General features: G+C 64.7%; 31 protein-coding genes. 18 read left to right on the top strand and 13 right to left on the bottom strand.

Annotation, left to right across the window (positions count from 1 at the left end; all coding sequences use genetic code 11):
- Positions 1-69 precede the first annotated feature (69 nt).
- Genes aroA through HGI46_RS07040 form a run of 3 tightly spaced genes read left to right on the top strand, consistent with a single transcriptional unit; the run spans position 70 to position 2272 of the window.
- Positions 70-1392: a 3-phosphoshikimate 1-carboxyvinyltransferase gene (aroA, locus tag HGI46_RS07050; RefSeq protein WP_168903834.1), complete on the top strand. Its 1323-nt coding sequence runs from the start codon at positions 70-72 to the stop codon at positions 1390-1392.
- Positions 1389-1646 carry a permease gene (locus HGI46_RS07045; protein ID WP_118073315.1) on the top strand — a complete coding sequence of 86 codons (258 nt, stop codon included), beginning with the start codon at positions 1389-1391 and terminating at the stop codon, positions 1644-1646. The genes aroA and HGI46_RS07045 overlap by 4 nt, the downstream gene beginning before the upstream one ends.
- Positions 1643-2272 carry a cytidylate kinase gene (locus HGI46_RS07040; RefSeq protein ID WP_168903621.1) on the top strand — a complete coding sequence of 210 codons (630 nt, stop codon included), beginning with the start codon at positions 1643-1645 and terminating at the stop codon, positions 2270-2272. Before HGI46_RS07045 ends, HGI46_RS07040 begins: the two co-directional genes overlap by 4 nt.
- Here HGI46_RS07040 and HGI46_RS07035 read toward each other — a convergent pair.
- Positions 2269-3552, bottom strand: a complete 1284-nt coding sequence (locus HGI46_RS07035; protein ID WP_168903620.1) for an adenylate/guanylate cyclase domain-containing protein — start codon at positions 3550-3552, stop codon at positions 2269-2271. The genes HGI46_RS07040 and HGI46_RS07035 overlap by 4 nt on opposite strands.
- A 283-nt stretch (positions 3553-3835) precedes the next feature.
- Here HGI46_RS07035 and rpsA point away from each other — a divergent pair, with 283 nt between their 5' ends.
- The 3 genes from rpsA to HGI46_RS07020 all read left to right on the top strand — a co-directional run bounded on the left by rpsA (position 3836) and on the right by HGI46_RS07020 (position 7470).
- Positions 3836-5542 (top strand): 30S ribosomal protein S1, encoded by a 1707-nt coding sequence (rpsA, locus tag HGI46_RS07030; protein WP_168903619.1) that lies wholly within the window; start codon positions 3836-3838, stop codon positions 5540-5542.
- Between the two features lie 94 nt (positions 5543-5636).
- Positions 5637-6401: a hydroxyacylglutathione hydrolase gene (gene gloB, locus HGI46_RS07025; protein ID WP_168903618.1), complete on the top strand. Its 765-nt coding sequence runs from the start codon at positions 5637-5639 to the stop codon at positions 6399-6401.
- 40 nt (positions 6402-6441) lie between these two features.
- Complete coding sequence (locus HGI46_RS07020) at positions 6442-7470, top strand: LacI family DNA-binding transcriptional regulator (RefSeq protein WP_206065589.1); 1029 nt, start codon at positions 6442-6444, stop codon at positions 7468-7470.
- On the opposite strand, the gene HGI46_RS07015 is transcribed toward HGI46_RS07020, so the two are convergent.
- The 9 genes from HGI46_RS07015 to HGI46_RS06975 form a co-directional block, all read right to left on the bottom strand.
- Positions 7467-8198: a class I SAM-dependent methyltransferase gene (locus tag HGI46_RS07015; RefSeq protein ID WP_168903617.1), complete on the bottom strand. Its 732-nt coding sequence runs from the start codon at positions 8196-8198 to the stop codon at positions 7467-7469. The two genes, HGI46_RS07020 and HGI46_RS07015, sit on opposite strands and share 4 nt — an antisense overlap.
- A gap of 122 nt (positions 8199-8320) precedes the next feature.
- Positions 8321-8875: a hypothetical protein gene (locus HGI46_RS07010; RefSeq protein WP_118073310.1), complete on the bottom strand. Its 555-nt coding sequence runs from the start codon at positions 8873-8875 to the stop codon at positions 8321-8323.
- Complete coding sequence (locus HGI46_RS07005; RefSeq protein ID WP_168903616.1) at positions 8868-9362, bottom strand: ATPase; 495 nt, start codon at positions 9360-9362, stop codon at positions 8868-8870. The genes HGI46_RS07010 and HGI46_RS07005 overlap by 8 nt, the downstream gene beginning before the upstream one ends.
- 74 nt (positions 9363-9436) lie before the next feature.
- Positions 9437-9664: a F0F1 ATP synthase subunit C gene (locus HGI46_RS07000; RefSeq protein ID WP_011444975.1), complete on the bottom strand. Its 228-nt coding sequence runs from the start codon at positions 9662-9664 to the stop codon at positions 9437-9439.
- Positions 9665-9711: 47 nt separating this feature from the next.
- Positions 9712-10494 carry a F0F1 ATP synthase subunit A gene (locus HGI46_RS06995; protein WP_118073308.1) on the bottom strand — a complete coding sequence of 261 codons (783 nt, stop codon included), beginning with the start codon at positions 10492-10494 and terminating at the stop codon, positions 9712-9714.
- Between the two features lie 39 nt (positions 10495-10533).
- Positions 10534-10854: an AtpZ/AtpI family protein gene (locus tag HGI46_RS06990; RefSeq protein ID WP_118073307.1), complete on the bottom strand. Its 321-nt coding sequence runs from the start codon at positions 10852-10854 to the stop codon at positions 10534-10536.
- Between the two features lie 233 nt (positions 10855-11087).
- Positions 11088-11486: a YdbL family protein gene (locus tag HGI46_RS06985; RefSeq protein ID WP_168903615.1), complete on the bottom strand. Its 399-nt coding sequence runs from the start codon at positions 11484-11486 to the stop codon at positions 11088-11090.
- 29 nt (positions 11487-11515) lie between these two features.
- Positions 11516-11773: a YnbE family lipoprotein gene (locus tag HGI46_RS22085; protein ID WP_240946627.1), complete on the bottom strand. Its 258-nt coding sequence runs from the start codon at positions 11771-11773 to the stop codon at positions 11516-11518.
- A complete protein-coding gene (locus HGI46_RS06975; protein ID WP_168903614.1) occupies positions 11770-14994 on the bottom strand; it encodes a YdbH domain-containing protein in 3225 nt (1074 codons plus the stop codon). Before HGI46_RS06975 ends, HGI46_RS22085 begins: the two co-directional genes overlap by 4 nt.
- A 122-nt stretch (positions 14995-15116) precedes the next feature.
- Between HGI46_RS06975 and radC the strand changes: the two genes are divergently transcribed.
- Positions 15117-15854 carry a DNA repair protein RadC gene (gene radC, locus HGI46_RS06970; protein ID WP_168903613.1) on the top strand — a complete coding sequence of 246 codons (738 nt, stop codon included), beginning with the start codon at positions 15117-15119 and terminating at the stop codon, positions 15852-15854.
- 28 nt (positions 15855-15882) lie between these two features.
- Here the strand turns inward: radC and HGI46_RS06965 are convergent, their stop codons facing one another.
- A complete protein-coding gene (locus HGI46_RS06965; RefSeq protein ID WP_082013356.1) occupies positions 15883-16008 on the bottom strand; it encodes an entericidin A/B family lipoprotein in 126 nt (41 codons plus the stop codon).
- Positions 16009-16175: 167 nt separating this feature from the next.
- On the opposite strand from HGI46_RS06965, the gene HGI46_RS06960 reads away from it, so the two are divergent.
- From HGI46_RS06960 to HGI46_RS06940, 5 genes are all read left to right on the top strand, one after another.
- Positions 16176-16571 (top strand): SGNH hydrolase domain-containing protein, encoded by a 396-nt coding sequence (locus tag HGI46_RS06960; protein ID WP_168903612.1) that lies wholly within the window; start codon positions 16176-16178, stop codon positions 16569-16571.
- An 81-nt stretch (positions 16572-16652) separates the two neighbouring features.
- Positions 16653-17969 carry an adenylosuccinate lyase gene (purB, locus tag HGI46_RS06955; protein ID WP_168903611.1) on the top strand — a complete coding sequence of 439 codons (1317 nt, stop codon included), beginning with the start codon at positions 16653-16655 and terminating at the stop codon, positions 17967-17969.
- Positions 17970-18057: 88 nt separating this feature from the next.
- A complete protein-coding gene (locus HGI46_RS06950; RefSeq protein ID WP_240344505.1) occupies positions 18058-18369 on the top strand; it encodes a DUF1049 domain-containing protein in 312 nt (103 codons plus the stop codon).
- A complete protein-coding gene (gene pyrF, locus HGI46_RS06945) occupies positions 18366-19040 on the top strand; it encodes an orotidine-5'-phosphate decarboxylase (protein WP_118073299.1) in 675 nt (224 codons plus the stop codon). The genes HGI46_RS06950 and pyrF overlap by 4 nt, the downstream gene beginning before the upstream one ends.
- 4 nt (positions 19041-19044) lie before the next feature.
- A complete protein-coding gene (locus HGI46_RS06940; RefSeq protein ID WP_168903610.1) occupies positions 19045-19548 on the top strand; it encodes a GNAT family N-acetyltransferase in 504 nt (167 codons plus the stop codon).
- Between the two features lie 5 nt (positions 19549-19553).
- Here HGI46_RS06940 and HGI46_RS06935 read toward each other — a convergent pair whose 3' ends face one another.
- Positions 19554-20159, bottom strand: coding sequence for a hypothetical protein (locus HGI46_RS06935; RefSeq protein WP_168903609.1), 606 nt, complete (start codon positions 20157-20159; stop codon positions 19554-19556).
- Between the two features lie 140 nt (positions 20160-20299).
- On the opposite strand from HGI46_RS06935, the gene HGI46_RS06930 reads away from it, so the two are divergent.
- Positions 20300-21076: an SIMPL domain-containing protein gene (locus HGI46_RS06930; RefSeq protein WP_346766685.1), complete on the top strand. Its 777-nt coding sequence runs from the start codon at positions 20300-20302 to the stop codon at positions 21074-21076.
- A 44-nt stretch (positions 21077-21120) separates the two neighbouring features.
- Positions 21121-21765, top strand: coding sequence for a phosphoribosylanthranilate isomerase (locus HGI46_RS06925; RefSeq protein WP_168903608.1), 645 nt, complete (start codon positions 21121-21123; stop codon positions 21763-21765).
- A gap of 116 nt (positions 21766-21881) precedes the next feature.
- On the opposite strand, the gene HGI46_RS06920 is transcribed toward HGI46_RS06925, so the two are convergent.
- Entirely contained in the window at positions 21882-22340 is a 459-nt protein-coding gene (locus HGI46_RS06920) for a hypothetical protein (RefSeq protein WP_118073294.1), read from the bottom strand.
- Positions 22341-22722: 382 nt separating this feature from the next.
- On the opposite strand from HGI46_RS06920, the gene trpB reads away from it, so the two are divergent.
- Genes trpB through accD form a run of 4 tightly spaced genes read left to right on the top strand, consistent with a single transcriptional unit; the run spans position 22723 to position 26019 of the window.
- Positions 22723-23937 (top strand): tryptophan synthase subunit beta, encoded by a 1215-nt coding sequence (gene trpB, locus HGI46_RS06915; protein ID WP_168903607.1) that lies wholly within the window; start codon positions 22723-22725, stop codon positions 23935-23937.
- Between the two features lie 44 nt (positions 23938-23981).
- Entirely contained in the window at positions 23982-24371 is a 390-nt protein-coding gene (locus HGI46_RS06910) for an endonuclease domain-containing protein (protein WP_118073292.1), read from the top strand.
- Positions 24371-25171 (top strand): tryptophan synthase subunit alpha, encoded by an 801-nt coding sequence (gene trpA, locus HGI46_RS06905; RefSeq protein WP_168903606.1) that lies wholly within the window; start codon positions 24371-24373, stop codon positions 25169-25171. The genes HGI46_RS06910 and trpA overlap by 1 nt, the downstream gene beginning before the upstream one ends.
- Positions 25168-26019, top strand: a complete 852-nt coding sequence (gene accD, locus HGI46_RS06900; protein ID WP_168903605.1) for an acetyl-CoA carboxylase, carboxyltransferase subunit beta — start codon at positions 25168-25170, stop codon at positions 26017-26019. Before trpA ends, accD begins: the two co-directional genes overlap by 4 nt.
- Positions 26020-26064 lie beyond the last annotated feature (45 nt).

Here is a 26064-nt window from a genome sequence, read left to right as displayed (position 1 = left end):
GCCGCGCGCTTTATCGGCCCTCCCCGCTTCGAAAGTAGAGATTCCGTGTCCTCTCACGATCCGGCGCAGATGCGCCCCCGCCGCTTCACTGCCAACGGTCCCCTGAAGGGCCGCATCCGCGTGCCCGGCGACAAGTCGATCAGCCACCGCTCGATCATGCTCGGCGCGCTGGCCGTTGGCGAAACGCGCGTGACTGGCCTGCTCGAAGGCGAGGACGTCCTCTCCACCGCCGCAGCGATGCGCGCCATGGGCGCGACCATCGAGCGAGATGCCGATGGCATGTGGCACGTCCACGGCGTTGGCGTCGGCGGACTGCTGCAGCCGCGGGCAGCGCTCGACATGGGCAATTCCGGCACGTCGACGCGCCTGCTCATGGGCCTCGTCGCCAGCCATCCGATCACCGCGACTTTCGTGGGCGACGCATCGCTGTCCAAGCGCCCAATGGGCCGCGTGATCGATCCGCTCTCGACCATGGGCGCGGAATTCACGGCCAGCCCCGGCGGCCGCCTCCCGCTCACACTGCGCGGCATCTCGCCCGCCGTGCCGATCGAATACCGCCTCCCGGTCGCCTCGGCGCAGGTGAAGAGCGCCATCCTCCTTGCAGGGCTCAACACCCCCGGCGTGACCACCGTCATCGAACCAATCCCCACCCGCGACCATTCCGAGCGTATGCTGCGCGGTTTCGGCGCGGAGTTGACGGTCGACGTGGCAGATGACGGCACGCGCGTGATCAAGGTCCGCGGCGAGGCCGAGTTCAAGCCGCAGGACATCGTCGTCCCCGGCGATCCCTCCTCCGCCGCCTTCTTCGTCGTCGCCGCACTGCTGGTCGAAGGCTCTGACCTGATTGTCGAGAACGTCGGCCTCAACCCCACCCGCGCCGCGCTGTTCGACGTGCTGCGCCTGATGGGCGGCAGCATCGAGGAACTCGACCGCCGCGACGTTGGCGGCGAACCCGTGGCTGACCTGCGCGTGCGCCATTCGCTGCTCAACGGCATCGAGGTCGATCCCGCCGTGGTCCCGAGCATGGTCGACGAATTCCCGATCCTGTTCGTCGCCGCCGCGCTCGCCAAGGGCCGCACCGTCACCACCGGGCTCGAGGAACTGCGCGTCAAGGAGAGCGACCGCATCAGTGCCATGCGCGCCGCGCTGGAACTCGCCGGAGCCAAGGTCACCGAAACCGAGGAAGGGTTGATCATCGACGGCACCGGCGGCGATCCGCTCCCCGGCACGGCGGAAGGCGCCAGCGTCGTCACCCACCTCGATCACCGCATCGCCATGTCGATGGCCATTGCCGGCATCGCCAGCAAGCGCGGCGTCGAGGTTGACGACACCCGCCCCATCGCCACCAGCTTCCCGGTCTTCGAAAGCCTGCTCGAGGGCGCAACGCGTTGACCAGCCATGATCTGGCCAACATCATCGGCTTCTGCGGCACCGCCTGCATCATCTTCGCCTACGGCTACGCCACCCGGCAGGACCAGCCCAACCCCTTCGTCCAGCACGGCGTGAACCTGCTCGGCGCCGCGCTGCTGACGATCTCGCTGCTGTTCAACATGAACCCCGCCTCGTTCGTGCTGGAGTTCTTCTGGGCCGCAATTGCGATATGGGGGCTGGTGAAGGCCTTCCGCAACCGGAGTTCGAACCCGTGATCATCGCCGTCGACGGCCCGACCGCCTCGGGCAAGGGCACCATCGCCAAGGCGCTCGCCGCGCATTACGGCCTGCCTCACCTCGACACCGGCCTGCTCTATCGCGCCGTGGGCCGGCAGGTGTTCCTGAGCGGCGGCAACCCGGACGATCCCGCAGCAGCCCTCGCCGCCTGCGCCTTTCCGGAAAGCCTGCTGGCTGACCCCGAACTGCGCAGCGAAGAGACCGGTGGCTATGCCAGCCGCGTCTCTATCCACCCCGCCGTCCGCGCCGCGCTGCTCGAACGCCAGCAGGCCTTTGCGGGCCAACCCGGCGGCGCCGTCCTCGACGGCCGCGACATCGCCACCGTCATCGCCCCCCACGCCGACGCCAAGCTCTTCGTCACGGCCAGCGTAAGCGCACGCGCGATGCGCCGCTGGGTGGAAATGAAGCAGCTCGGCAAGGACGTCGAACGGGCCGAAATCGAAGCAGACCTTGCGACCCGCGACGAACGCGACCGCAACCGCGCCGAAGCTCCGCTACGCCAAGCCGAAGGCGCAGCGCTGCTCGATACCTCGAACCTGACCAAGGAAATGGCCGTGGCGACGGCGATTGCTCTGGTCGAAAAGCAGATCGCGGCGAAGGGCTAGGCCGCAGCCTTGCCTTCGCCGGTGGCGTCCACCACCGCAGTCTGGAAAACACAGGTTTCGCCGACACCTTTCAGCGCGATCATGTTCGGCGGGCCGAACGACGACCGATCGGTTGCCCGCAACCAGGTGCTTTCGGAAATGGCGATGCCATTGGCGGCGGCAGTGCCTTCGAGGCGCGCGGCAATGTTCACGGTGTCGCCCCAATAGTCATAGGCCATGCGGGTCGCCCCGATCACGCCGCCGACGACCGGTCCGGAATGGATGCCTGCTCTCAGCCCGACTTCGTCAACGCCGGCAACCCTGCGCAGCTCGTCGACGCCGCAAAGCACGGCACGGGCAAAGGCAATGGCCGCATCTGCACTGTTGCCACTCGGTACGTTGCCGCCTGCAATGGCGAGGTAGGCGTCTCCGACCGTCTTGACCTTCTCGACTCCATGCTCGCGCGCGCAGGCGTCGGCGTGGTTGAAGAAGCTGTTCAGCAGCTCCACCAGATGCCCCGGCGACACCCGCTTCGCCAGCTTCGAGAAGCCGACCATGTCGATGAAGATGACGCTCGCATCGGCATAGGAATCGGCCACCATCTGCCCGGTGCGGATGCGCTCGACTGCCGTCGGCGGCAGCATGTTGAGCACCAGCTCCTCGTTCCGCGCTCGTTCTGCATCCAGTGAATCCGCCAGCATGAATGCGGCCCTGCTCGTCCGGCCGACGGCAAGATTGATCGCGGCCATGACCAGCGCGCCGCTCAGATAGCTGAGGAGCGCATAGGCCAGTGCGGCGTCTGCCGCCTGTCCGGGAAGGACTTGCCCGAGCCAGCCGATCAGGTCGCAACCCAGCCACGCCAGGAACAATCGCGGACGGCCGGCCAGCGTTACCGCAGCAAATGCCGTGATGGCGAGGCGGTTGACCACGCCCACCGCATGAAGATCGTCGTGAATGTGCAGGAGGTGATCGAACAGCACGAAGTTGATCCGGGCCACGATCAACGAAATCGCCAGCAAGGCAGCGAAATCGACCATTGGGTGGCGGACATAGTCCCGCCAGAAGGTGGCGCCGATGTAGATGCCGGTCGTCATCAAGGCCACGCCCAGCCAGAATGCCAGACGGGCGTTTTCGACCGGGTCCAGATAGAGCGGATTGACCACCGAATAGGCGAGCATGACAGACATGAACAGTACCGCGTAGAGCCGCACGAACGGCGTGCGCAGCGTTCGCGCAGTCTCGTTGTAGCGGGCTTCCGTGGCCCGGTCGCCAAACGTGCTGAACACCCCCGGTTGCTCCATGGCGGTTCTCCTCGCAATGTTCTGTATCAGCCGATACTTAACAGGTTCTCCCCGCCCCGAGCCAAAGCCGCAAAGCGCCCCATTTTCCTTGCTTTTCCCGGCCCATGCGCCTAAGCGCCGCCCGTCCGTGAAGGCTTTCGCCCGATCGGATGCCTTCGGCAGCATTCGGCTCCGGGGGCGGTTCGGCCCTTTTTGGCCCACGGCCCGCATGGGGCGGTTCGTGGAGGAAAGACCGGCGGAAACAACCGCCTGGCCGGGATACTCGTTACAGGAAGCTTTGAATATGGCTACCAACCCGTCGCGCGACGATTTCGCCGCGCTGCTTGACGAATCGCTTGGCGGAGCCGCCAACGGTGGCTTTGAAGGCCGCGTCGTCAAGGGCACCATCACCGCCATCGAAAACGACAAGGCCGTCATCGACGTAGGTCTGAAGAGCGAGGGCCGCGTTGCCCTGCGCGAATTCGCCTCGCCCGGCCAGCCGCACGGCCTCAAGGTCGGTGACGAAGTCGAAGTCTATGTCGACCGCGTCGAGAACGCTGACGGCGAAGCAATGCTGTCGCGCGATCGCGCCCGCCGCGAAGCTGCGTGGGACAAGCTCGAAAACGAATTCGGCGAAGGCAAGCGCGTTGAAGGCGTGATCTTCGGCCGCGTGAAGGGCGGCTTCACCGTCGACCTCGACGGCGCCGTTGCCTTCCTCCCCGGCTCGCAGGTAGACATCCGCCCGGTCCGCGACGTGACCCCGCTGATGGACATGCCGCAGCCGTTCCAGATCCTCAAGATGGACCGCCGCCGCGGCAACATCGTCGTCTCGCGCCGTGCGGTGCTGGAAGAAACCCGCGCCGAACAGCGCTCGGGCCTGATCCAGAACCTCAAGGAAGGCCAGATCATCGACGGCGTCGTCAAGAACATCACCGATTACGGTGCGTTCGTGGACCTCGGCGGCATCGACGGCCTGCTCCATGTCACCGACATGAGCTACAAGCGCGTCAACCACCCGTCGGAAGTCATCGCCATCGGCGATACCGTCAAGGTGCAGATCATCCGCATCAACCAGGATACGCAGCGCATCAGCCTCGGCATGAAGCAGCTTGAAAGCGATCCGTGGGATGGCGTTGCCGCCAAGTACCCGGTTGGCGCCAAGCTCTCGGGCACCGTCACCAACATCACCGAATACGGTGCGTTCGTGGAACTCGAAGCCGGCATCGAAGGCCTCGTCCACGTTTCGGAAATGTCCTGGACCAAGAAGAACGTCCACCCCGGCAAGATCGTCTCGACCTCGCAGGAAGTCGACGTGCTGGTTCTGGAAGTCGACAGCGACAAGCGCCGCATCAGCCTCGGCCTCAAGCAGGCCCAGCAGAACCCATGGGAAGCCTTTGCAGAAAAGCACCCGGTCGGTTCGACCGTGGAAGGCGAAGTCAAGAACGCGACCGAATTCGGTCTGTTCATCGGCCTCGATGGCGACGTGGACGGCATGGTCCACATGTCGGACATCGCTTGGGGCATCTCGGGCGAAGACGCGCTGGCTCTGCACCGCAAGGGCGAGCAGGTCTCGGCCGTGGTTCTCGACGTTGACGTCGAGAAGGAACGCATCAGCCTCGGCATGAAGCAGCTTGAAAAGGGCGCTCCGGCTGCTGGTGGCGTTTCGGCTGCCGGTGCTGGCTCGCTGCGTCGCGGCGAAGTCGTCACCGTCACCGTTCTCGAAGTCCGCGATGGCGGCCTCGAAGTGCAGGCTGGCGAAGACGGCGCAACCGGCTTCATCAAGCGCTCGGACCTCGGCCGCGACCGCGACGAACAGCGTCCGGACCGCTTCCAGGTCGGCCAGAAGCTCGACGCCATGGTCACCGGCTTCGATCGTTCGAAGAAGCCGAACTTCTCGGTCAAGGCCCGTCAGCTGGCCGAAGAGAAGGAAGCCGTGGAACAGTACGGCTCGTCGGATGCCGGCGCTTCGCTGGGCGACATCCTCGGCGCCGCTCTGAAGGCGAAGCAGTAAGCTTCACCGCCTTCTGGCAACGAAAAGCAAGGCCCGTCCGGAGAAATCCGGGCGGGCTTTTGCTTTGTCCGATGTGCGGCGCTAAGCTCCCGGCATGACGCTACAGATCCACCAGTTCCCCTGCCTGTCCGACAACTACGGCTTCCTTGTCCACGATCCCGCCAGCGGCGAGACCACGTGCATCGATACGCCCGATGCCGAAGTCTACCTGCGCGAGGCCGAGGCCAAGGGCTGGCGCATCACCCAAATCTGGAACACCCACTGGCACCCGGATCATGCCGGCGGGAACGAGGCGATCAAGGCGGCAACAGGTTGCACAATCATCGCACCAGAAGACGACGCCGGAAAGATCGCCGCCGTCGACCGCACCGTGGGCCAGGGCGATACAGTTCAGCTTGGTAGCTTCACCGCGACCATCATCGACGTCGGTGGCCACACCATGGGCCACTGCGCCTACCACCTGCCCGCAGCATCGGTAGCCTTCGTCGGCGACGCCCTCTTCCCGCTCGGCTGCGGCCGGATGTTCGAAGGCACCCCGCCGCAGTTCTGGGCGAGCCTCCTGCGCCTCAAGGCCCTACCCGCCGAAACGACGCTCTACAGCGCCCACGAATACACCCAGTCCAACGCCCGATTCGCTCTCTTCGCAGATCCGGACAACAAGGCCCTCTCCGCCTATGCCCGGGGCGTCGATGAAAAGCGCGAGCGTGGCGAATGGACCGTACCCACCACGCTCGCCGCCGAACTCGCCGCCAACCCCTTCCTGCGCGCCGACGATGCCGACATGGCCGCGCGCTGGGGCGGATCGTCGCCGGAAGAGACATTTGCCGCCCTGCGCAAGGCCAAGGACACTTTCCGCTGACGCCGATCCTGCTAAAGCGTGAGTTGACTTGGGGGAACGCATGGCCGGCGAGAGAAAGATCATCCGCGTAACGTCGTTCGACGTGGCCGAAGCCGCAGGCGTAAGCCAGTCGACGGTCAGCCGCGCCCTTGCCGGCGACACCTCGATCAGCGAGCCCACCCGCCAGCGCGTGATGGAAGCCGCCCGCCGCCTGAACTACCAGGTCGACGAGAACGCCGCCCGCCTGCGCCGTGGCCGCACCGGCACGCTCGCCGTCGTGATGATCTGTCGCGAGGCGCAGGACCGCAAGGACATCAACCCCTTCTACTTCTCGCTGCTCGGTTCCACCTGCGCCGCCGCTTCAGCCAAGGGCTACGAAACGCTGGTCTCGTTTCAGGATGCGCCCGAAAACTTCTGGGGTCACTTCCAGGAGCGCCGCAAGGCCGACGGCATGATCGTGATCGGCACGACCACCAATACCAAGGCCTGGGACTATTTCCGCGACATGCCGGAAGGCACGCACTGGACCTGTTGGGGCTCGCCCGACAACGACATGCCGTGGGTGCGCAGCGACAACCTCTCGGGCGCAACGCTGGCCACGCGCCACCTCTTGGTGCGCGGCTACCGCCAGATCGTCTGCATCGGCTCGGCCACCTCACCCCAGCGCCAGTTCCAGGAACGCTACGAGGGTTACGCCGAAGCGATGCGATCAGCGGGACTCGAACCCGTCCTGCAACAAGTCGAAAGCGGCCTCGCCCGCGAAGAGCAGGGCCGCCGCGCCGCAATAGCCCTGGCCGAGAGCGGCACCCCGTTTGACGCGATCTTCGCCGTCTGCGACGACATGGCCTTGGGCGCGCTCAAGGAACTGACGGCGCGCGGGCTATCGATCCCGGACCAGATTGGCATCATCGGCTTTGACGGCATCCGTGCAGGCGCATGGTCCACGCCGCCCCTCACCTCTATCGAACCGGACTTCCAGATGGCCGGCACCCTGCTGGTCGAACAGTTGCTGGCGAAGATCAACGGGACCGAAGGCTCCGGGCGGCGCGTGCCGGTGAGGCTGGTGATCAGGGGATCGACGCGGCCCTAGCGCCCGCTGATGACGAGCCGATATCCCGCATCGTACGTGTCGGATGCACACAGGTCGCCATAGCGTTTGTGCCACGCACCTGACGTCAGATCGTCCTCAAGCATCTGCAGCCCCGACGCCAACGATTCTCCCAGCGCCCAGAATGACGAACTCCCCTTGCGATACCGGGCATCAAGATAGACCTCGGGTCGCCGCCAAAACGCGTAAAGGAACCCGTCGACGCAGTCATGCGGCACCGCCACCGGCGCGATGCTGACTGGCCCGAGCTGCTCCTCATAAAATGACATCTGCGGCATCTGCGCATCGTCGAGAGCCGCCAACTGCGGCAAGTATTCCGTCAACCATGGACGTTGTGCCGGATCGTACGTCAGTATGACCACCGGCCCGCGAGCCACGCGACGCATCTCGCGCAAGCCCTTGGCCTTCTCGGCCCAATGATGCACCGTCAGAACTGCCATCGCCGCATCGAATGCGCCATCGCCAAAGGGCAATGCTTCGGCACTCGCCTGAACCACGGGCACGGCATTTGAGGACCGCTTGGCAATCATTTCCGACGATGGTTCGACGGCGGTGACCTTCCGGTCGCATGGCTCATACGAACCCGTTCCAGCGCCGACATTCAGGACTGTCTCAGCACCCCCAAGAGCAGCGTGTATCAATCGCGCAATGCGGGGGTCGGGTCGACGCAAACGATCATAATCCACACCAATGGTGTCGTAGAGCGCCATGCCTTCCTCGTGTCCGAATATTCCTGCGGTCCTAACGCAAGAAGTGGAGAAACAAAAACCCCTCCCGGCTCGCACCGGAAGGGGTCTTCGTGTTCTTCAAACCCTGAAGCGGCGTCAGCCGATCAGTTCACCAGACCGGCAATTGCGCCATCCACCAGCGCCTTGTCGGCACCTGCGGAGTGGTTCTTCGCAATCAGGTCGCGTGCGGCGGCAGTCGCAGCTTCGGCGGCCTTGGCGCGCAAGTCGTCAACCGCAGCGCGCTCGGCAGCGGCGATCTTGTCCGACGCCATCTTCTCGCGGCGGGCGATGACGGCGGCGGTGTCGGCCTCGGCCTTGGCGACAATGGCTGCCGCTTCGGTCTTGGCGTGCTCGACCATGGCCGCCGCGTCCTTCTCGGCGTTGGCGATCTTGGCGGCGTATTCGGCGCGCAGCTTTTCGGCTTCGGCGCGCAGCACCTTGGCTTCATCGAGCTGCTTGCGGATCGCATCGATCTGCTTGTCCAGACCACCGACGATCGCGCCGGGGACCTTCTTCGAGACGAGGATCGCAAGGAAGATTGCCATCGACAGGGCGACCCATGCGCCCGGCCCGAGGCCGAGTGCCGAAGGTTCGACGTGGTGTTCGCCGCCAGCAGCTTCGTGCTCGACGACAGCGGTCGTCTCTACAGCGTTAGCCATTTGCGAGAACTCCCTTCACGGCGGCCTGCGCCTCGGCAGCAGGGATCGACAGGCCGGCGAGGCGGCTTGCGATGTCCTGCGCGGCTTCGGCAGCAACGCCTTCCACTTCACCCAACGCGGCAGCGCGGGCAGCGGCAATGCGGGCTTCGGCAGCCGTGACGGTCTCGTCGATGCGAGCCGAGGCGGTAGCGAGCTTGGCGTCGGTGGCCTTGGCCGCGTCCGCCTTGGCAGCGGCAATCACGGCCTGGGCTTCGGCGCGCTGCTTGTTCGCCTGGACGCGCCATGCCTCTTCCTCGGCATCGGCGGCGGCCCGTGCGGCTTCGGCAGCGGCAAGGTCGTCGGCGATCTGCTTGTCGCGGCCGTCCATCGTGGAGACGACCTTGGGCAGCATGCCCCGGCCGATCACGAAGAAGACAATGCCGAAGAACACCAGCAGCCAGAAGACCTGGCTGGAATAGGTGGTGGCAAGCTGTTCAATCTGAGGCATCGCGGGTGTCCGGGCGTCAGGCGGCCGGGGCGGACCCCGGCCAGCATTTCAACAATCAGTGAGCTTCGTGTGCCTTAGGCAACGAAGATCAGGATCATCGCGACGACGAACGAGAGCAGGCCCAGAAGTTCGGCGGCGGCGAAGCCGATGAACAGGCGGCCCTGCTGGCCGTCAGCGGCGCCGGGGTTGCGCAGCGCGCCTTCGAGGAACTTGGCAAACACGTTGCCCACGCCCAGCGAGGCGAGACCGGCGCCAACAGCGGCGAGACCAGCACCGAGCAGCTTTGCGCTTTCTGCGTCCATGTCAAAAACTCCTTTTATCAATTCCGTATGGGAAAATGTTGCGGGTATCAGTGAAGGTTCTCGGCGTCGTTCAGGTAGACGCAGGTGAGCAGGGCAAAGACGTATGCCTGAATGCCTGCCACCAGAAGTTCCAGCGCGCAGATGCCGATCATCAGCACGAAGCTGGGAACGGCGGCGAGGAAGAAGGTCCCCACCCCGGCATTGGTGCCGGAGATGACGAAGCCCGAGAGCACTTCGAGCAGCACGTGCCCGGCCATCATCGCCACGAAGAGACGCAGGCCAAGGCTGAACGGACGCACCATGAACGAGATCAGCTCGATCGGGAAAATGATCGGGATCATCGGAACGGGGGTGCCGTGCGGCACGAACAGGGAGAAGAAGTGGAAGCCGTGCTTGGCAAAACCGACGCCGAGCACGATGGCAAAGCTCATGATTGCGAGCACGCCGGTGACGGTGAAGTGGCTGGTTGCCGTGAACGGGTGCACGCCGACGAGGGCCAGCGGCAGAAGGCCGAGCATGTTGGCGAACAGGATGAAGCCGAACAGCGAGAACACGTAAGGCAGGTACTTGCGGCCAGCCTTGCCGATGTTGGCCTGAAGCAGATTGTCGACGAAGCCGGTCAGGCCTTCGACAGCCATCTGCCAGCGGCCAGGAACCAGCTCGCGCTTGGCACCACCGGCAACGAACGCGACCAGCACCACCGTAGTGATCGCCATCCACAGCGACGAGTTGGTGAACGCGATGTTGTAACCACCAATAGACCAGTGATCGGTCCCGAAAAGGGTCTCGATCGTGAACTGGTGAACCGGATCGACCTTGCCTTCGGCCACGCGCTTAACCCCGTATCACTCGAATACAACAACAGCGCCCTATTCGGGGCGCCGGCTCGAAATTCGGATGATGTTCCGGAATGCCACGACGACCCCCATGAACAGCATCACCAACAGGCCCCAGGGGCTCGTTCCGGCAAACTGGTCAATGACCCAGCCGATGAACGCGCCGCCCACGAGGCCGCCGATCAGTTCCGCCAGCACGCGGTTGCCCATGCGGTAATTCGCATCGGTTTCCCCACCTGCCTTTGGCCGGTTGCGCTCCTCTTCCCGCTCGCGAAGGGCTTTCAGCCGCTTGTCGAGCGCGTCGATCCGCGCATCCTCGCCGATTGGCTCCGTCCCGCCGGTTTCGTCATTCATGCTTGTTCCCCTGATCAGTCGCCCGACCGAAAGTGCAGCACAAACGACGGATGACCGCCGAGAGCGCCGCCCCCTTAGGCGGGGGGTATTCTTGAGTCAACCGTCACGAACCGTGTCTGATCCCCTGTCTGACCCAAGGTATCATCGCAAATGCGAACGCCCTCCCCCGCAAGTGCGAGGAAGGGCGCGAAAGTGGCTGAAACCGGCCAGCGATTCGTATGCGGAAATTTGCGTCAGGGGCAGCGCGAATCACGCAACGGCGCGCCTGCACCACGGGTCTGCCAGGAACCGTCGGGCGCCTGGTACTTCTCGCCCGGCTTGGTCTGGGCGATCAGCAGGCAGCCCGAGGTGAGTGCATATTCCTCCACCGTTGCCTTGTTGGCCTGGGCCTTCTCGGCGTAGACTGCCTTGCGCTTGATGTTGATGTCCTCGACCACCGCGCGCAGCGCCGGAGCGGGCGGGGTGACGTAGCCGAGATAGCCGTCCATCTTCTCGCCGACCTGGCCCGCAGCGCGCGCTGCAGCATAGGCCGGATCGCGGCTCTGCGCGAAGGCGGGCACCGCGATCGTGCCGAGCACCAGCCCGGTTGCAGCGAGCGTTGCGAAGGTCTTGCGCATCGAAACCTTGGTCATCGTCTTCGTCCTCAGAACGCCTCGGCACATCAGAAGATGTCCGGGTTGCTTTCGATCGTGTTGTTCGCATCCTGCGCGAGCCGGTACACGACCTCCTGCTTGATGTTGATGTTGAGCTCAATCACGATCGGCTTGTCCGGTGCCTTGACCGAAATGCAGCCGCCCAGTGCCAGGGCCCCCATCATTGGCAGCACCAACAGGTGGCGCGGCCTGAACTGAAATCCGTTTTTCCCCATGCCCCTATTGGTCGCAGGGTTCGCGGATCGGGTCAATTCCACCTTCCTCATGGCATTTTTCCGCTTTCTGCAGGCTGAATATTGGTGGGGCTTCCGGGCAGTACGATCACCGGAGCGCCGCCGGGACGGACGCCGTTCGCCGAGCGATAGAGCGGCCGCCCTTGCGCATCGACCAGGCCCAAGGTTCTGGGATCCTTGACGAAAGCGGGATCGTACATCGCCTTGAACGAGGTTATGATCTGGTAGAACGGTGCGCGGATGTTGACGTTGAACTGGATCGGCAGGTTGGCGACCTGCTTGGTGATGAAGTTCTGCTTCGTGCCCGCGCCCTGCTTGACCCCGCCGAACCGCACATTGGTGACGATCTCGCCCTCGAGATCGCCGCGCATGGCGATGGTCATGGTCTTGTAATCCAAGGATTTCAGAGCATCGAAGGCAAAGTTGGCCATCGCTCCCATGTTCTCGTAGGTGAGCGCGCCGATATATGAGACGTTGCCTCCCGGTGCGCGCGAGACGAGCGTTCCTTCCTCGATCCGGCCGCCGTTGGCGTCGAAAATCAGCGGGAACTGTCCGTCGAAAGTGCCTGTCGCGGCGAGATTTCCCAGCTCCATCTTCTCGATGAACTTGGCCGCGTCGATGCCGATGACGCTCAGCGTATAACGGCGCGCTTCGGCGAGGCCGAGGCGCAGGTCGGTCGGTTCGAGGATGAGCGTGCCGCCGAGGAACGGCCAGCGCGCGTCGTGCAGTCTAAGCACTTGATCCGGCAGCAGACTTATGTCGACGACGCCTTCAGTCACCTCGATGCCGGGATTGATCGAGGCGACGGTCAGCTTCTGGTGCGGGGCGGTGACCATGCCGAGCAGGTCGGTGAACACGAGCTTGCCCTTCAGGCCCTTCACGGGGCCGAATGCTGCTGCAAGATCAAGGTTTTCGGTGCCGAACGTGCCGGAACTTGTCACCCCGCGCGCCGTCCAGTCGATCACGCCGTCGCCGGTCACCTTGCCGTTGACGTTGGCGACGACGCCGAGCGCCAGGCGCGTGAGTTGCGCGGGTTGGAAGCCCTTGTCGAAAACGAGGTTGTCGACATTGATATCGGCGTGGCCGCGGGCAGTGGTGAGGTCGTGGCGGATGCTGACAGCGCCGACTTCGCGCAAGGTCTTTGCTTCGCGCAGCAAGGCGTTGGCAGTTATGCGATTATCCGCCAGCGTCAGCGTTGCGCCGGTGGAATGCAGCTTTTCGAAGCGGGCAGGGTCGAGACGATCGGTGAGGTCAAATTCGGTGCCGGAAAGTACAAGCTTTCCATCGACATAGCGCCATTCACCCGAGGCATTGGAGATGTCGAGCGGAACGGCGGCGAGCTTGGCTCCAACTCCCCCATAACTCCCCCCCAACTCTCCCCCAACTCTCGCGTCCAGATCGGCAACTGTGAGGTGCGTTGCGGTAGCAGGCGGACCCAGCGTGACGTCGACGGCAGTGGCCTTCAAGACACCCGGCCAGGCAAATCCAACAGCGCCAGTGCGCAGCGCAAGTTGGGTTTCACCCAACTTGCCGGTGAGATCGAGTCCGGGCGTGCCGGCAGCGACCTGCAGCCCCCTCGCCCCGTTGCGGACGATGGCGCTGCCGCCCGGCGGACAGAACTGCAGCGCGTTTCCGTCCACCGCCATCTGGCCGAGTTCCAACCGGTCGAAGCGGGCGGTGACGCAGTGGCGCCAGAGCGCGAGTTCGCCGCGCGCGCCGTAGGCACCGTTGACGGGGAGGACGAGGTTCTGAACGGAACCGCCCGGAATTGTGCCGGACACCTGGGTAGTGCCGGAAAAACCCAGCGATCCGTCAGCGATCTGGGCGATCATCATCTCGGGGATGGCCAGCGACCCACCGGCCGCGCGCCACGGCGCCATGGTCAGGCGGAACAGGGCCTGCCCCGCACGACCGCGCTCCATCCGTCCGACGATTCGCGGAAAGCCTGCACCGCCGGTGGCGAAACTGCCCGCCAGCAGGGGTGGACCGCCCTTGGTGCCGCTGGCCATTTGGAAGCGCGACAACGTGAGCAGCGTCTGCCCGGAGCCCCCGGTCAGGCGCGCCTGCGGGATCACCACCGACATCGCATCGCCATTGCGGCGCAGCGCGATTTCGCCACCGAGGCGGCTGCCACGTTCCTCGCGCTTGAGGCTGGCGCGCAATTGGGCGAGCATCGGTGCAAGGAGCGTGCCCGAGGCACTGCGCTCACCCGAGGCCAGGGCATTGTCGAGAGCCGCGCCCTGCCGCAGGCCCTGCCCGTCGATCGTGCCGCGAAATTCGGCCTTGCGGAAAGCCTCGCGGGTGCGGACCGAGCCTTCGAGCCCGAGCAGGCCGAAGCGGACGCCGCCGCTGCCGACTCCGCCGGCGTTGGCAGCGATCCGCCCGGTCAGGGCACTGTCGCGGTAAGCAAGGCGCGTATCGAGTGCCAGCGTTTCGGCATGGAGGCCGGGCACAGCCAGCTTGTTTCCGCGCACCGTGGCGGCACCGGCAAGTCCTGCAAAACCCTTGTCCGCCCGCACATCGAGATCGGCCACGAGCGGACCGCTGCTCGCACCGCTATCGCAGGCAATGCGGTCCAGGCGCAGCGGCCCGGCAAGCGATGGCCGCTCCTCGCGCACTGCGATCTTGCCGACGAAGCGGGCGCCGTCCGCCTTGCAGCCGCCACCCGAAAGTGACGGCGCAACCGCCGCCAGCGTCCCGGCAAAACCGTTCTGCAAGCCGCCCCGGCCTTCGACCGAGAGGCCGAATTTCCCCCCATCGGTGACGATCAGGCCGCGACCATCCTGAACCTGCAGGTCAAGCTTGGGCAGCGAGAAGGGCTGGTTGTCGGTCTTGGGCGCATAGATGACCTTGTCGAGCGAGCCGAAACTGACCCTGCCATCACGATAATGCCCATAGATGCGCGGCGCGACCAGCTTGACCGAACCAAGATAGGGCGCACCAAGGCCGTAGCGGATACCGACCTCCACACGCTCGATCGTGAGATCCGGACGGCGCGGATCGCCGACGACCACGTTGCGCAGGATCTGCTGACCGGGGCCGATGCTCTCGATCTCGTAAGTCGCAGGCAGCCCATAGGATTTGAGCTGGCCGACGATGATGCGGTCAGCAATTGAATTGCGCGCAAGCCACAGGCCGCCCAGGCCCGCCACGGCCAGGACAAGCACGGACACGCCGACGCGCCGCAGCCCTTTGCGCGAGCGCACGGGCTCTGGCGGCGTATCCGGTTCCGCCAATTCGAAACTATCTGCCATCTGCCCCCTTCTTGCGCACTCCCCCCGCTTGGGCAATGCACGGCAAGTACATCTCACGTGTACGAACTGTTTGTACCGATTGGCGAACACTTGAGCGCCGAAGTGGTGCCCGGATAGGATCAATGACGGATCAAACCGGACTCTTTCCTGAACAGAACGGCAATAGCGGCAGCAGGATGAGCTTCGACGGCGGCGATGCCAGTGGCCATCGTGCCCGTCTGCGCAAGCGCCTGATGAGCGGGGGGGACGATGCCCTCGCCGACCATGAGGTGATCGAATACCTGCTGATGGTGGCGCGGCCGAGGATCGACACGAAGCCGATCGCGCGGTCGCTGATCCAGCGCTTCGGGAGTCTGGCGGGCGTGCTCAACGCCGATCCGCAGGCGCTCGCGCTGCATCCCAACATGGGCGAAACCAGCGCGGCGGCGTTGCGGATCGTCGCGCTTGCCGCGCGCAGGCTGGCCAAGACGGTCGTGCGTGAACAGCCGGTGCTTTCAAACTGGCAGGCCCTGCTAGATTATCTGCACATCGACATGGCGCATCTCAACGTAGAGCGCGTGCGGGTGCTTTATCTCAACACCCAGAACATGCTGATCCTCGATCATCTGGTCGGAGACGGCACGCTCGACGAAAGCCCGATCTATACCCGCGAAGTGGTGAAGAAGGGGCTGGACGTGGGCGCGGCGGCGATGATCCTTGTCCACAATCACCCTTCGGGCAGCCCCAAACCCAGCCGCGCCGACATCCAGGTGACGCAGAAGATCATGGAGGCCGCGCGCCTGATGGGAATGACCGTGCACGATCACATCGTCATCGGGCGTGAAGGCTACACCTCGCTCAAGGCGCAGGGGGTGATCTAGGGCCTGATCTAGGGCCTGATCTGACGGATCAGATCGCCTTCTCGCCCGCCTTGCCGACCGATTCGATGTCGCGGCCGATGCCCTGGACGGTGTTGCAGGCCGCCAGGGCCAGTGAACAGCCAAGAGCGACGAGGACCAGAACCTTGCGAGCCATGTGCATTCTCCGTGCAATATGCGCGGACGCGGATATAGCGCGCCCGCCTCAGATGCAATCTTGCGCAAAGGCCACGGCGCCGGGTTCGGCAATCTTAACCATGACAGGGACGACGTGACAGGAATTGCGTGATCGGCCCGGTGTGGCAATCGTGCTCCTGAGGACGGTTGGGCGGGCAGGCATTGCAATACAGGCGGGAAATCGAAGGGCTGAGAGCGCTCGCCGTAATCCCGGTGGTGCTGTTCCACGGGACAACGTCGCCTGCACCTGTGGTTTGCTGCGCTGGCGGGTATCTGCGGTGCCTCGCCTTCGTCAACGCGCTCTGCCCGCAGCACTTGGCACGCGACAAGGCGGAAGGCTTTGCAATCAACCCCCTGCTTGCCCGCTACGCAGCAACGCACCCCGGCGTCAGATTCTTCGATCCGCGAGAGGTGCTGTGCGGGCCGCAGGCTTGCGACATCGTGCAAGACGGCAAGGCGCTGTACTTTGACAATACCCACCTGAACCCTCTGGGCGCAGACCGGGTGATCGTGCGGATGCTGGAGCGGATCGGGCCGATTTAGAGCCTCGCCCCTTGCGTTCCGGCCCCCTTGCCCCTAGCGGCCCCGGCAAAGCCTGCAGCGCCAAGATTCACGGAGTCGAACATGGTCCCCCGTTACGCCCGCCCCGCCATGACCGCGATCTGGGAGCCGGAAGCCCGCTATCGCATCTGGTTCGAGATCGAAGCGCACGCCACCGAGAAGCTCGGCGAACTGGGCGTGGTGCCGCCTTCGGGCGCCAAGGCGCTGTGGGACTGGTGGGCGACGAACCCCACCATCGACGTTGCCGCCATCGACGCGATCGAAGCCGTGACCAAGCACGACGTGATCGCCTTCCTCGACTGGGTAGCGCAGCAGGTCGGTCCCGAGGCGCGCTTCATGCACCAGGGCATGACCAGCTCGGACGTGCTCGACACGACGTTGAGCGTCCAGCTTGCGCGCGCTTCGGACCTGCTGCTGGCCGACCTCGACGCCCTGCTCGAAGCAATCAAGCGCCGCGCGTTCGAACACAAGTACACCCCGACCATCGGCCGCAGCCACGGCATCCACGCCGAGCCGACGACCTTCGGCAAGAAGCTCGCCGAAGCCTACGCCGAGTTCACGCGCTGCCGGGCGCGCCTTGTTGCGGCGCGCGCGGAAGTTGCGACTTGCGCGATTTCGGGCGCAGTCGGCACGTTCGCCAACATCGATCCCTCGGTCGAGGAATATGTCGCTGACAAGCTGGGCCTTGCGGTAGAGCCGGTCTCGACCCAGGTCATCCCGCGCGATCGCCATGCCATGTTCTTTGCGACGCTGGGCGTGATCGCTTCGTCGATCGAGCGTCTGGCCGTGGAAATCCGCCACCTGCAGCGCACCGAAGTGCTCGAGGCAGAGGAATACTTCTCGCCCGGCCAGAAGGGCTCGTCGGCGATGCCGCACAAGCGCAACCCGGTGCTGACCGAGAACCTGACCGGCCTTGCCCGCATGGTCCGCTCGGCCGTTACCCCGGCGCTGGAGAACGTGGCGCTGTGGCACGAGCGCGACATCTCGCACTCCTCGGTCGAGCGCTTCATCGGCCCGGACGCGACGATCACGCTCGATTTCGCGCTCGCCCGCCTGACCTCGGTGGTCGACAAGCTGGTGATCTATCCCGAGCGGATGCAGAAGAACCTCGACAAGATGGGCGGCCTTGTCCACTCGCAGCGCGTGCTGCTGGCGTTGACGCAGGCCGGGCTCGAGCGCGACGCCTCGTACCGCCTGGTGCAGCGCAACGCGATGAAGGTGTGGGAATCCGACGGCCAGCTTTCACTGATGGAACTGCTCAAGGCCGATCCGGAAGTTGCTGCCGTGCTGAGCGCCGAACAGATCGAGGAGAAGTTCAACCTCGATTACCACTTCAAGGCGATCGACACGATCTTCGCGCGGGTGTTCGGGCAAGCCTGAGCCGCCTTCCGGCGGGACTCGCCAAGAGCCTCGACCTGTCCTAATCATCGGGGCAGGACGGGTGGCTCATGGAGCGAAAGGCATGCGAATGCTGCGCACGGTTTTCTGGGTTCTCGTCGTGGCGGTCCTCGCCGCATTCACCGCCGCGAACTGGCAGCCGGTCGAGGTGCGCATCTGGGAGGGTCTCCTGCTGGAGACGCGCCTGCCCGCGCTGGTGATCCTTGCCTTCCTGCTTGGCCTGGTGCCGACCTGGCTGCTGTACCGGACGACGCGCTGGCGGCTGACGCGGCGCATAGCCAACCTCGAGACATCGCTGGGCGCCAAGGCCGCGCCTTCGCTGTCCTCGACCAATCTCGAAGCCGCGCGTGACGCGGACACATTCAAGAGCGAGACCCCGTGAGCAACCCGATCTACCTTGCCCTCGACCTGCCCCGGCTCGACGCCGCCATTGCGCTTGCCCAGAAGGTCAAGGGCCACGTCGGCGGGCTGAAGCTGGGCCTCGAATTCTTCTGCGCGCACGGCCATCACGGCGTGCACGAAGTGGCCAAGGTGGGTCTGCCGATCTTTCTCGACCTCAAGCTGCACGACATCCCGAACACCGTCGCGGGCGCGATGCAGTCAATCCATGTGCTGGAGCCGGCGATCGTGACGATCCATGCTGGCGGCGGCCGGGCGATGATGGAAGATGCGAAGGCAGCGGCGGGCGAGCATACCAAGGTTGTCGCCGTGACCGTGCTGACCAGCCTCGACGATGGCGACATGACGGCGATGGGCGTGGGCGGATCGGCCTATGACCAGGCGCTGCGGCTTGCCGATCTGGCACAGGAAGCAGGGCTCGATGGCATCGTCTGTTCGGGCCACGAAGTCGGCGCAATCCACAAGCGCTGGAAGAAGGGCTTCTTCGTAGTGCCGGGCCTGCGCCCTGCCGATGGCACTCTGGGCGACCAGAAGCGCGCCGTCACGCCGCGCGCCGCGCGCGATGCTGGGGCCAGCGTGCTGGTGATCGGCCGTCCGATCAGCCGCGCCGAAGACCCGGTCGCCGCCGCACGCGCGATCGAGGCGACACTCTGATCCCATGATTCGCTTCCGCTTGGCCAAGGCTGGGGACGTGCCGGCGCTGCGGACGCTGGTCGAGAAGGCCTATCGCGGCGACACCGCCAAGCGCGGTTGGACGCACGAGGCCGACCTGCTCGACGACGAGCGCACGAGCGACGCGGAACTGGCCGAGACCATCGCAGCGGAGACCTCTCGCGTGCTTCTCGCCGAAGTCGACGGTGTGCTGGCAGGCACGGTTACGATCACCGATGTCGGCCAGGCCCGCGCCTATCTGGGGATGCTGTGCGTCGATCCGGACCTGCAGGCCGAGGGTTTGGGCCGGGCGCTGATCGCCGATGCCGAGGACATGGCCACCGAGGCGTTCGGCGCGCGCCTCATGGAAATGACGGTGATCGACGCGCGGCTCGAACTGATCGCGTGGTACGAACGCCGCGGCTATGCCCGCAGCGGCGAAACGCGACCGTTCCCCAATGGCGAGGCCGTGCCGTTCCGCATGGTGGTGCTGGAAAAAGACCTTAGCTGAGCGGTCTATTCCGGCAGTGGTTCGGAACCGGCGCCCGAATCGCCATAATCGCTCGGCACTTCGACCTGTGCTTCGTTTGCAGCCTGCTCGGCCTCGGCAATATCGCGGTGCATTTCGGCATCCTGCTTCAGCGCCTTGCCAGCAGCACCGGCAAAGCTGCCATCGACACCGTCACTTGGCCAGCGGGAGGCAGTTGCGCCACCGGCAAGCTCGGGGTTGAACGGACGGTCCTTCAGCGTGGCATCGACCAGTTCGATCACGCGGTTGCGGATCATGTTGTGGGCCATGCCTGCCGCTGCGCCTTCGCCGGCGCCACCGCCCTCGCAGGTCACCTTGACCTTGGTCAGCTGTGGCTCAAGCTCGGTCAGATGCATGTGGCAGATGCGGTGGGCCATATCGCCCAAGGCATCATAAGTGACTTCAGAACCGCCATTGCCGGTGATGGTCGTCCGCAACCGGAAGAATGGGCCGTCACCGGACGACGCGATGCGGGCGGAGAGCAGCTTGTCGTATGCCTGCTTGCGGCTGAGCGGATATTCGTCAGGCTCGGCGGCGCAGCCAGCAAGCAGACTGGCCAGCGCAGCTCCAAGGATCAGTCCCGCACGCTTCATGTATTCCCCCCTCGTCCAACATTAACGGGACATAACCGCGAAGGATTAATCCCATGTTTCGCGTTTAAGCGGGCACCAGTTCAGGTGTGCGACAGTTGGACTGGGCAAGTCTTGCCGCAATCCATCAGGAGACAAGCCCCGTGAAGTTCTTCAAATCCGCTACCGTTCTTGCCGCATTGCCGCTGGTCGCGCTTGCCGGCGCAGGCCTTGCGCAGAGTGCGCAAGCGCAGACCGTTTCCGCAGGCCCGGTCGTGGCCGCTGGCAACACCCTGCTCAGCATTTCGGCAGAGGGCAAATCGGCCCGCACGCCCGACCTCGCCGTGTTCAATGCCGGCGTCACCACACAGGGCAAGACCGCAGGCGAAGCGCTGACCGAGAATGCGCAGCGCATGACCGCCGTCATCGCCGCTCTGAAGAAGGCCGGCATCGCCGAGCGCGACATCCAGACAAGCAACCTTTCGGTCAATCCAGTCTACGGCCAGCCCAAGCGCCTGCCGGACGGCTCCTTCGAACAGCAGGACCCGGTCATCATCGGCTATCAGGCGACCAACCAGGTTTCGGTCCGCCAGCGCAAGCTCGACCAGTACGGCAAGGTCATCGACACTCTCGTTTCGGCCGGCGCCAACCAGGTCAATGGCCCGACCTTCCAGATCGACAGCCCCGATGGTGCGCTCGACGAGGCGCGGCTTGAGGCTATGAAGAAGGCGCGCGCGCGTGCCGATCTCTATGCCCGGGCCGCTGGTCTGCGTGTGGTGCGCGTGCTGTCGATCAGCGAGAACGGTGGTTGGGCGCCGCCACAGCCGCCGATCATGTTCGCCCGCGCAGAAAAAGCCATGGTGCAAAGCACTTCGCCGGTGGCAGCAGGCGAACTTGAAATGACCGTGACAGTCAACGTCAGCTACGAACTGGCGCCCTGAGGCCTGATTGACATGGGCGGCGCGCCTCTCCTAACGCGCCGCTCATGCCTGGACCTTCCATCAAGATCTGCGGGGTGACCACCCGCGACGCGCTTTCCGCAACGATCGAGGCGCGGGCAAGCCATGTCGGGTTCAACTTCTTCCCACCGTCACCGCGCTTTCTGACGCTGGGCGATGCTCCGGCACTGGCCATGCAGGCAGAGGGACGACTGACTCGAGTCGGCGTGTTCGTCGATGCCGATGATGCAGCGCTGGGCAATGCCGTGGCCGCAGCCCGGCTCGACGCAATCCAACTGCATGGCAAGGAAGATCCGGCGCGGGCCGCAGCGATCCGCGCCCGTTTCGGCAAACCGGTGTGGAAGGTGATCTCGGTGGCGGGGCCGGGCGATGTGGCCAAGGCCGATGCCTATGCCGGTGTTGCCGATTTCATCCTGTTCGATGCCAAGACGCCCAAGGGCGCGGCGCTGCCCGGCGGACTTGGCCTTGCGTTCGATTGGGACTTGCTGCGCGCTTACAAGGGGCCGCTGCGCTGGGGCCTTGCCGGCGGTCTTTCGCCCACGAACGTGGCAGAGGCCGTGCGCGGAACCGGTACAACGCTGGTCGACGTTTCGTCAGGCGTCGAAAGCGCGCCGGGCGTCAAGGATGCCGACCGCATACGCACCTTCTGCTTCAACGCGCGGACAGCCTGATCCCGCTTCGCGCTCGGCGTGCTGACGGGGACAGATCAGGAAAGTGCATCTCCCCATATGAAAACGGGCGACCTCATGGAGGCCGCCCGCTTCATTTCGCTTGTTGCGAAGTTCGATCAGAACTTCACGCCAAGGCCGACGGCAACTGCGTCGACGTCGATCGTGCTGTCCTTCACGAAGAAGTGACGGTACTCGACCTTGCCATAGAGCTTGCCGAACGAGTGCTGGTAGCCAGCGCCGGCAGTCCAGGTGCCATCGCACAGGTCGCAGAATTCGGTGTTGTAACCGCCAACAGCGTAGAGCTTGCCAGCTTCGGCGATCTTCGCACCAACGCGGCCGTTGAAGCCGAACGAAACCTTGGTGCCTTCGGTCAGCAGCTTGTCAGCCGAAACTTCAGCGCCGACAAACGCTGTCGAACCGAGGTCGTAGTCGTAGCCAGCGGCCACGCCAGCGATCGCTTCGCTTTCACCGTCGCTCCATGCAACGCCGCCGCGTGCTTCGACGCGGGTTTCGTTGGCGAGAGCCGGGGTAGCAGCAACAAGCGAGGCTGCGAGAGAGATAAGAACCAGACGCATAGATTTTACTCCTGACTTTTTGGCCCCTTCTGTGAAGGTGGCGAGGCGTCAGGTAGGTCCGGTCCGGTTTGGTAGCAATGACGAAAATCACATGAAAACAAAACAGAGCAGAGTTGTGACATAGCTGCAACATTTGGCAGACTAACAAAACTCGTTACTTTTGAGATTTACTTGGCCATTATTATAACGCCAAAAGGCGACCCCTTTCGGAGCCGCCTTCACGACGTTGCCAGAGCGCTCTAGTCTGACCGAGATTGCTCGCACATGAACAAACCGTGCAGGTTGCCGCAATGCAGCATGGAGAGTTCCCGCCGCCCCTGCCCCAAAGGTGCAGGCATTGCAATTCTGGACTTTCCGCAAAGGCTCTGCCAAGCGCTGCGCCATGAACGCGCAGACTCCCAACAGCTTCCGCAACCAGCCCGACGAACGCGGCCACTTCGGCCAGTTCGGTGGCCGCTATGTCGCCGAAACGCTGATGCCGCTGATCCTCGATCTCGAGCAGGAATACCGCAAGGCCAAGGCCGACCCGGCGTTCCAGGCAGAGTTCGATGACCTGCTCGAACACTATGTCGGCCGCCCGAGCCCGCTCTATTTCGCGCCCCGCCTCACGGAGGAATTGGGTGGCGCGCAAGTGTGGTTCAAGCGCGATGAGCTGAACCACACCGGCGCGCACAAGATCAACAACTGCATCGGCCAGATTCTGCTCGCCATGCGCATGGGCAAGACGCGGATCATCGCCGAGACCGGCGCGGGCCAGCACGGCGTCGCCACCGCCACGGTCTGCGCGCGCTTCGGCCTGCCTTGCGTGATCTTCATGGGCGCGACCGACGTGGAGCGGCAGAAGCCCAACGTGTTCCGCATGAAGCTGCTGGGCGCCGAAGTCGTGCCGGTGACGGCGGGCGCGGGCACGCTCAAGGATGCGATGAACGAGGCGCTGCGCGACTGGGTGGCGAACGTCCACAACACGTTCTACATCATCGGCACCGCCGCCGGCCCGCATCCTTACCCAGAACTGGTCCGCGATTTCCAGAGTGTGATCGGCAAGGAAGCGCGCGCGCAGATGCTGGCCCGCACCGGCCGCCTGCCCGACCTGCTCGTCGCCGCGATTGGTGGTGGCAGCAACGCGATCGGCCTGTTCCACCCGTTTCTCGATGATGCCAGCGTGAGAATGCTCGGCGTGGAAGCGGCGGGCCACGGGCTGGACAAGGAACATGCCGCCAGCCTTGCCGGTGGACGCCCCGGCATCCTCCACGGCAACAAGACCTATCTGCTGCAGGACGAGGACGGCCAGATCACTGAAGGCCACTCGATCTCGGCGGGCCTCGACTATCCCGGCATCGGCCCTGAGCACTCGTGGCTCAAGGAAATCGGACGCGTGGACTATACCTCGGTGACCGACAAGGAAGCATTGAACGCCTTCCAGCTGCTCTGCCGCACCGAAGGCATCATCCCGGCGCTCGAACCGGCCCACGCCATCGCGGCGGTCAAGAAGGTCGCGCCGACAATGGGCAAGGACCAGATCATCCTCGCCAACCTCTGCGGCCGCGGCGACAAGGACATCTTTTCGGTTGCGGAGCATCTGGGGGTTTCGTTGTGATTTAGCCCTCCCCCCTTCAGGGGAGAGGGTTGGGAGAGGGGAAATTGCGCGACGCCCGCCTCACGGAATTCGCCCGCGAAAACCGCAAGGCCATGTCAGAACCGGAAACGCGAATCTGGCTTGCCTTGCGCGCTGGACGGTTCGAAGGGGTGAAATTCCGGCGGCAGAAGGTTATCGGCCAATACATTGCCGATTTCGCTGCCAACGAACCTCGCATCGTGGTGGAGATCGACGGCCACACGCATGACGTCGACGACCCTCGCGATGCGGAAAGAACGAAATATCTGAACGAGCGCGGCTACCATGTGGTCCGCTTCACGAACGGCGATGTTATGACGAACCTTGAAGGTGTGCTGCAGATGCTTGCCATGACGCTGAGCGAAGCGCGGGAAGCCCCTCTCCCAACCCTCTCCCCTGAAGGGGAGAGGGCTTGATGTCGCGCCTCACCTCCGCCTTCGCCAAGGGCCGCCCCGCCCTCGTCACTTTCGTCACGGGTGGCGATCCGACGCCTGACGCCACTGCTGCCATCCTTGACGCGCTCGTCGAAGGCGGGGCCGATGTGATCGAACTGGGCATGCCGTTCACCGATCCGATGGCCGATGGTCCGGCGATCCAGCTGGCGAACCTGCGTTCGCTCGGCGCTGGCACCAAGACGGCTGATATCCTGCGCATCGCTACCGAATTCCGCGCGCGCCACCCGGACGTGCCGCTGGTGCTGATGGGCTATGCCAATCCGATGACCATTCGCGGGGCCGACTGGTTCGCCGCCGAATGCGTCAAGGCGGGCGTCGATGGCGTGATCTGCGTCGACATTCCGCCCGAGGAAGACGCCGAGCTTGGCCCCGCCCTGCGCGATGCCGGCGTGTCACTGATCCGCCTCGCCACGCCGACAACCGACCATGCGCGGCTGCCTGCCGTGCTCGAAGGGTCTTCGGGCTTTCTCTACTACGTCTCGGTCGCCGGGATCACCGGCATGCAGCAGGCAGCGCAGGCCTCGATTGACGAGGCGGTGGCGCGGATCAAGGCTTCGGCGACGATCCCGGTTGCCGTCGGCTTCGGCGTGCGCACGCCCGAACAGGCCGGCGCCATTGCCAAGGTTGCCGATGGCGTTGTCGTCGGATCGGCCTTCATCGATCTCGTCGCCAAGCATGGCGCGGATGCGGCAGGACCGGTGAAGGAACTCACCGCTGCGCTTGCCGCCGCCGTCCACTCTGCCCGCAAGGAACTCGTATGAGCTGGCTCAACAAGGTCCGTAACGCCCTCCCCTTCACGCCGAAGCGGGACACGCCGGACAACCTGTGGATCAAGTGCCCTTCGTGCAGCGAAATGCTGTTCACCAAGGAGTACGAGGAAAACCTCTCGGTCTGCCCGCATTGCGACCACCATGGCCGCATCGGCGCGGACGCACGGTTCGACCAACTGCTGGACGCTGGCTACGAACTGCTGCCCGCGCCCAAGGTCAAGGAAGACCCTCTCAAGTTCCGCGACAGCAAGAAGTACGTCGACCGCATCAAGGCGGCCCGCGCAGCAAACCCGCATGCTGACGCGCTGACCAACGCTTTCGGCAAGATCGAGGGCCAGAAGGCCGTCGTCGGCGTGCAGGAGTTCGCGTTCATGGGCGGCTCGATGGGCATGGCCGTGGGCAATGCGTTCATCGCCGGGACCGAGCGTGCGATCAGGGAGAAGTGCCCTTACATCGCCGTGACGGCCGCTGGCGGCGCGCGCATGCAGGAGGGCATCCTCTCGCTCATGCAAATGCCCCGCTCGACCGTGGCGATCTCGCGCCTCCACGCGGCGGGTCTGCCCTATATCGTGGTGCTGACCGATCCGACCACCGGCGGGGTGACCGCGTCCTACGCGATGCTGGGTGACGTGCAGATTGCCGAGCCCGGTGCCCTGATCGGCTTTGCCGGACAGCGCGTGATCCAGGACACGATCCGCGAGAAGCTGCCCGAAGGCTTCCAGCGCGCCGAATACCTCCACGCGCATGGCATGGTGGACATGGTGACGCACCGTCGCGACCTGAAGGTCACGCTGGCGCAGGTGATCGACTACCTGATGGCGGGCAAGGCGGCGGCGTGAGTCTTCTCCCCTCCCGCAAGCGGGAGGGGTCGGGGGTGGGCCGTT

The organism is Novosphingobium sp. ERW19 (genome assembly GCF_012641315.1).
Taxonomy (GTDB): domain Bacteria; phylum Pseudomonadota; class Alphaproteobacteria; order Sphingomonadales; family Sphingomonadaceae; genus Novosphingobium.
This window is presented reverse-complemented; position numbering and strand designations above follow the sequence as displayed.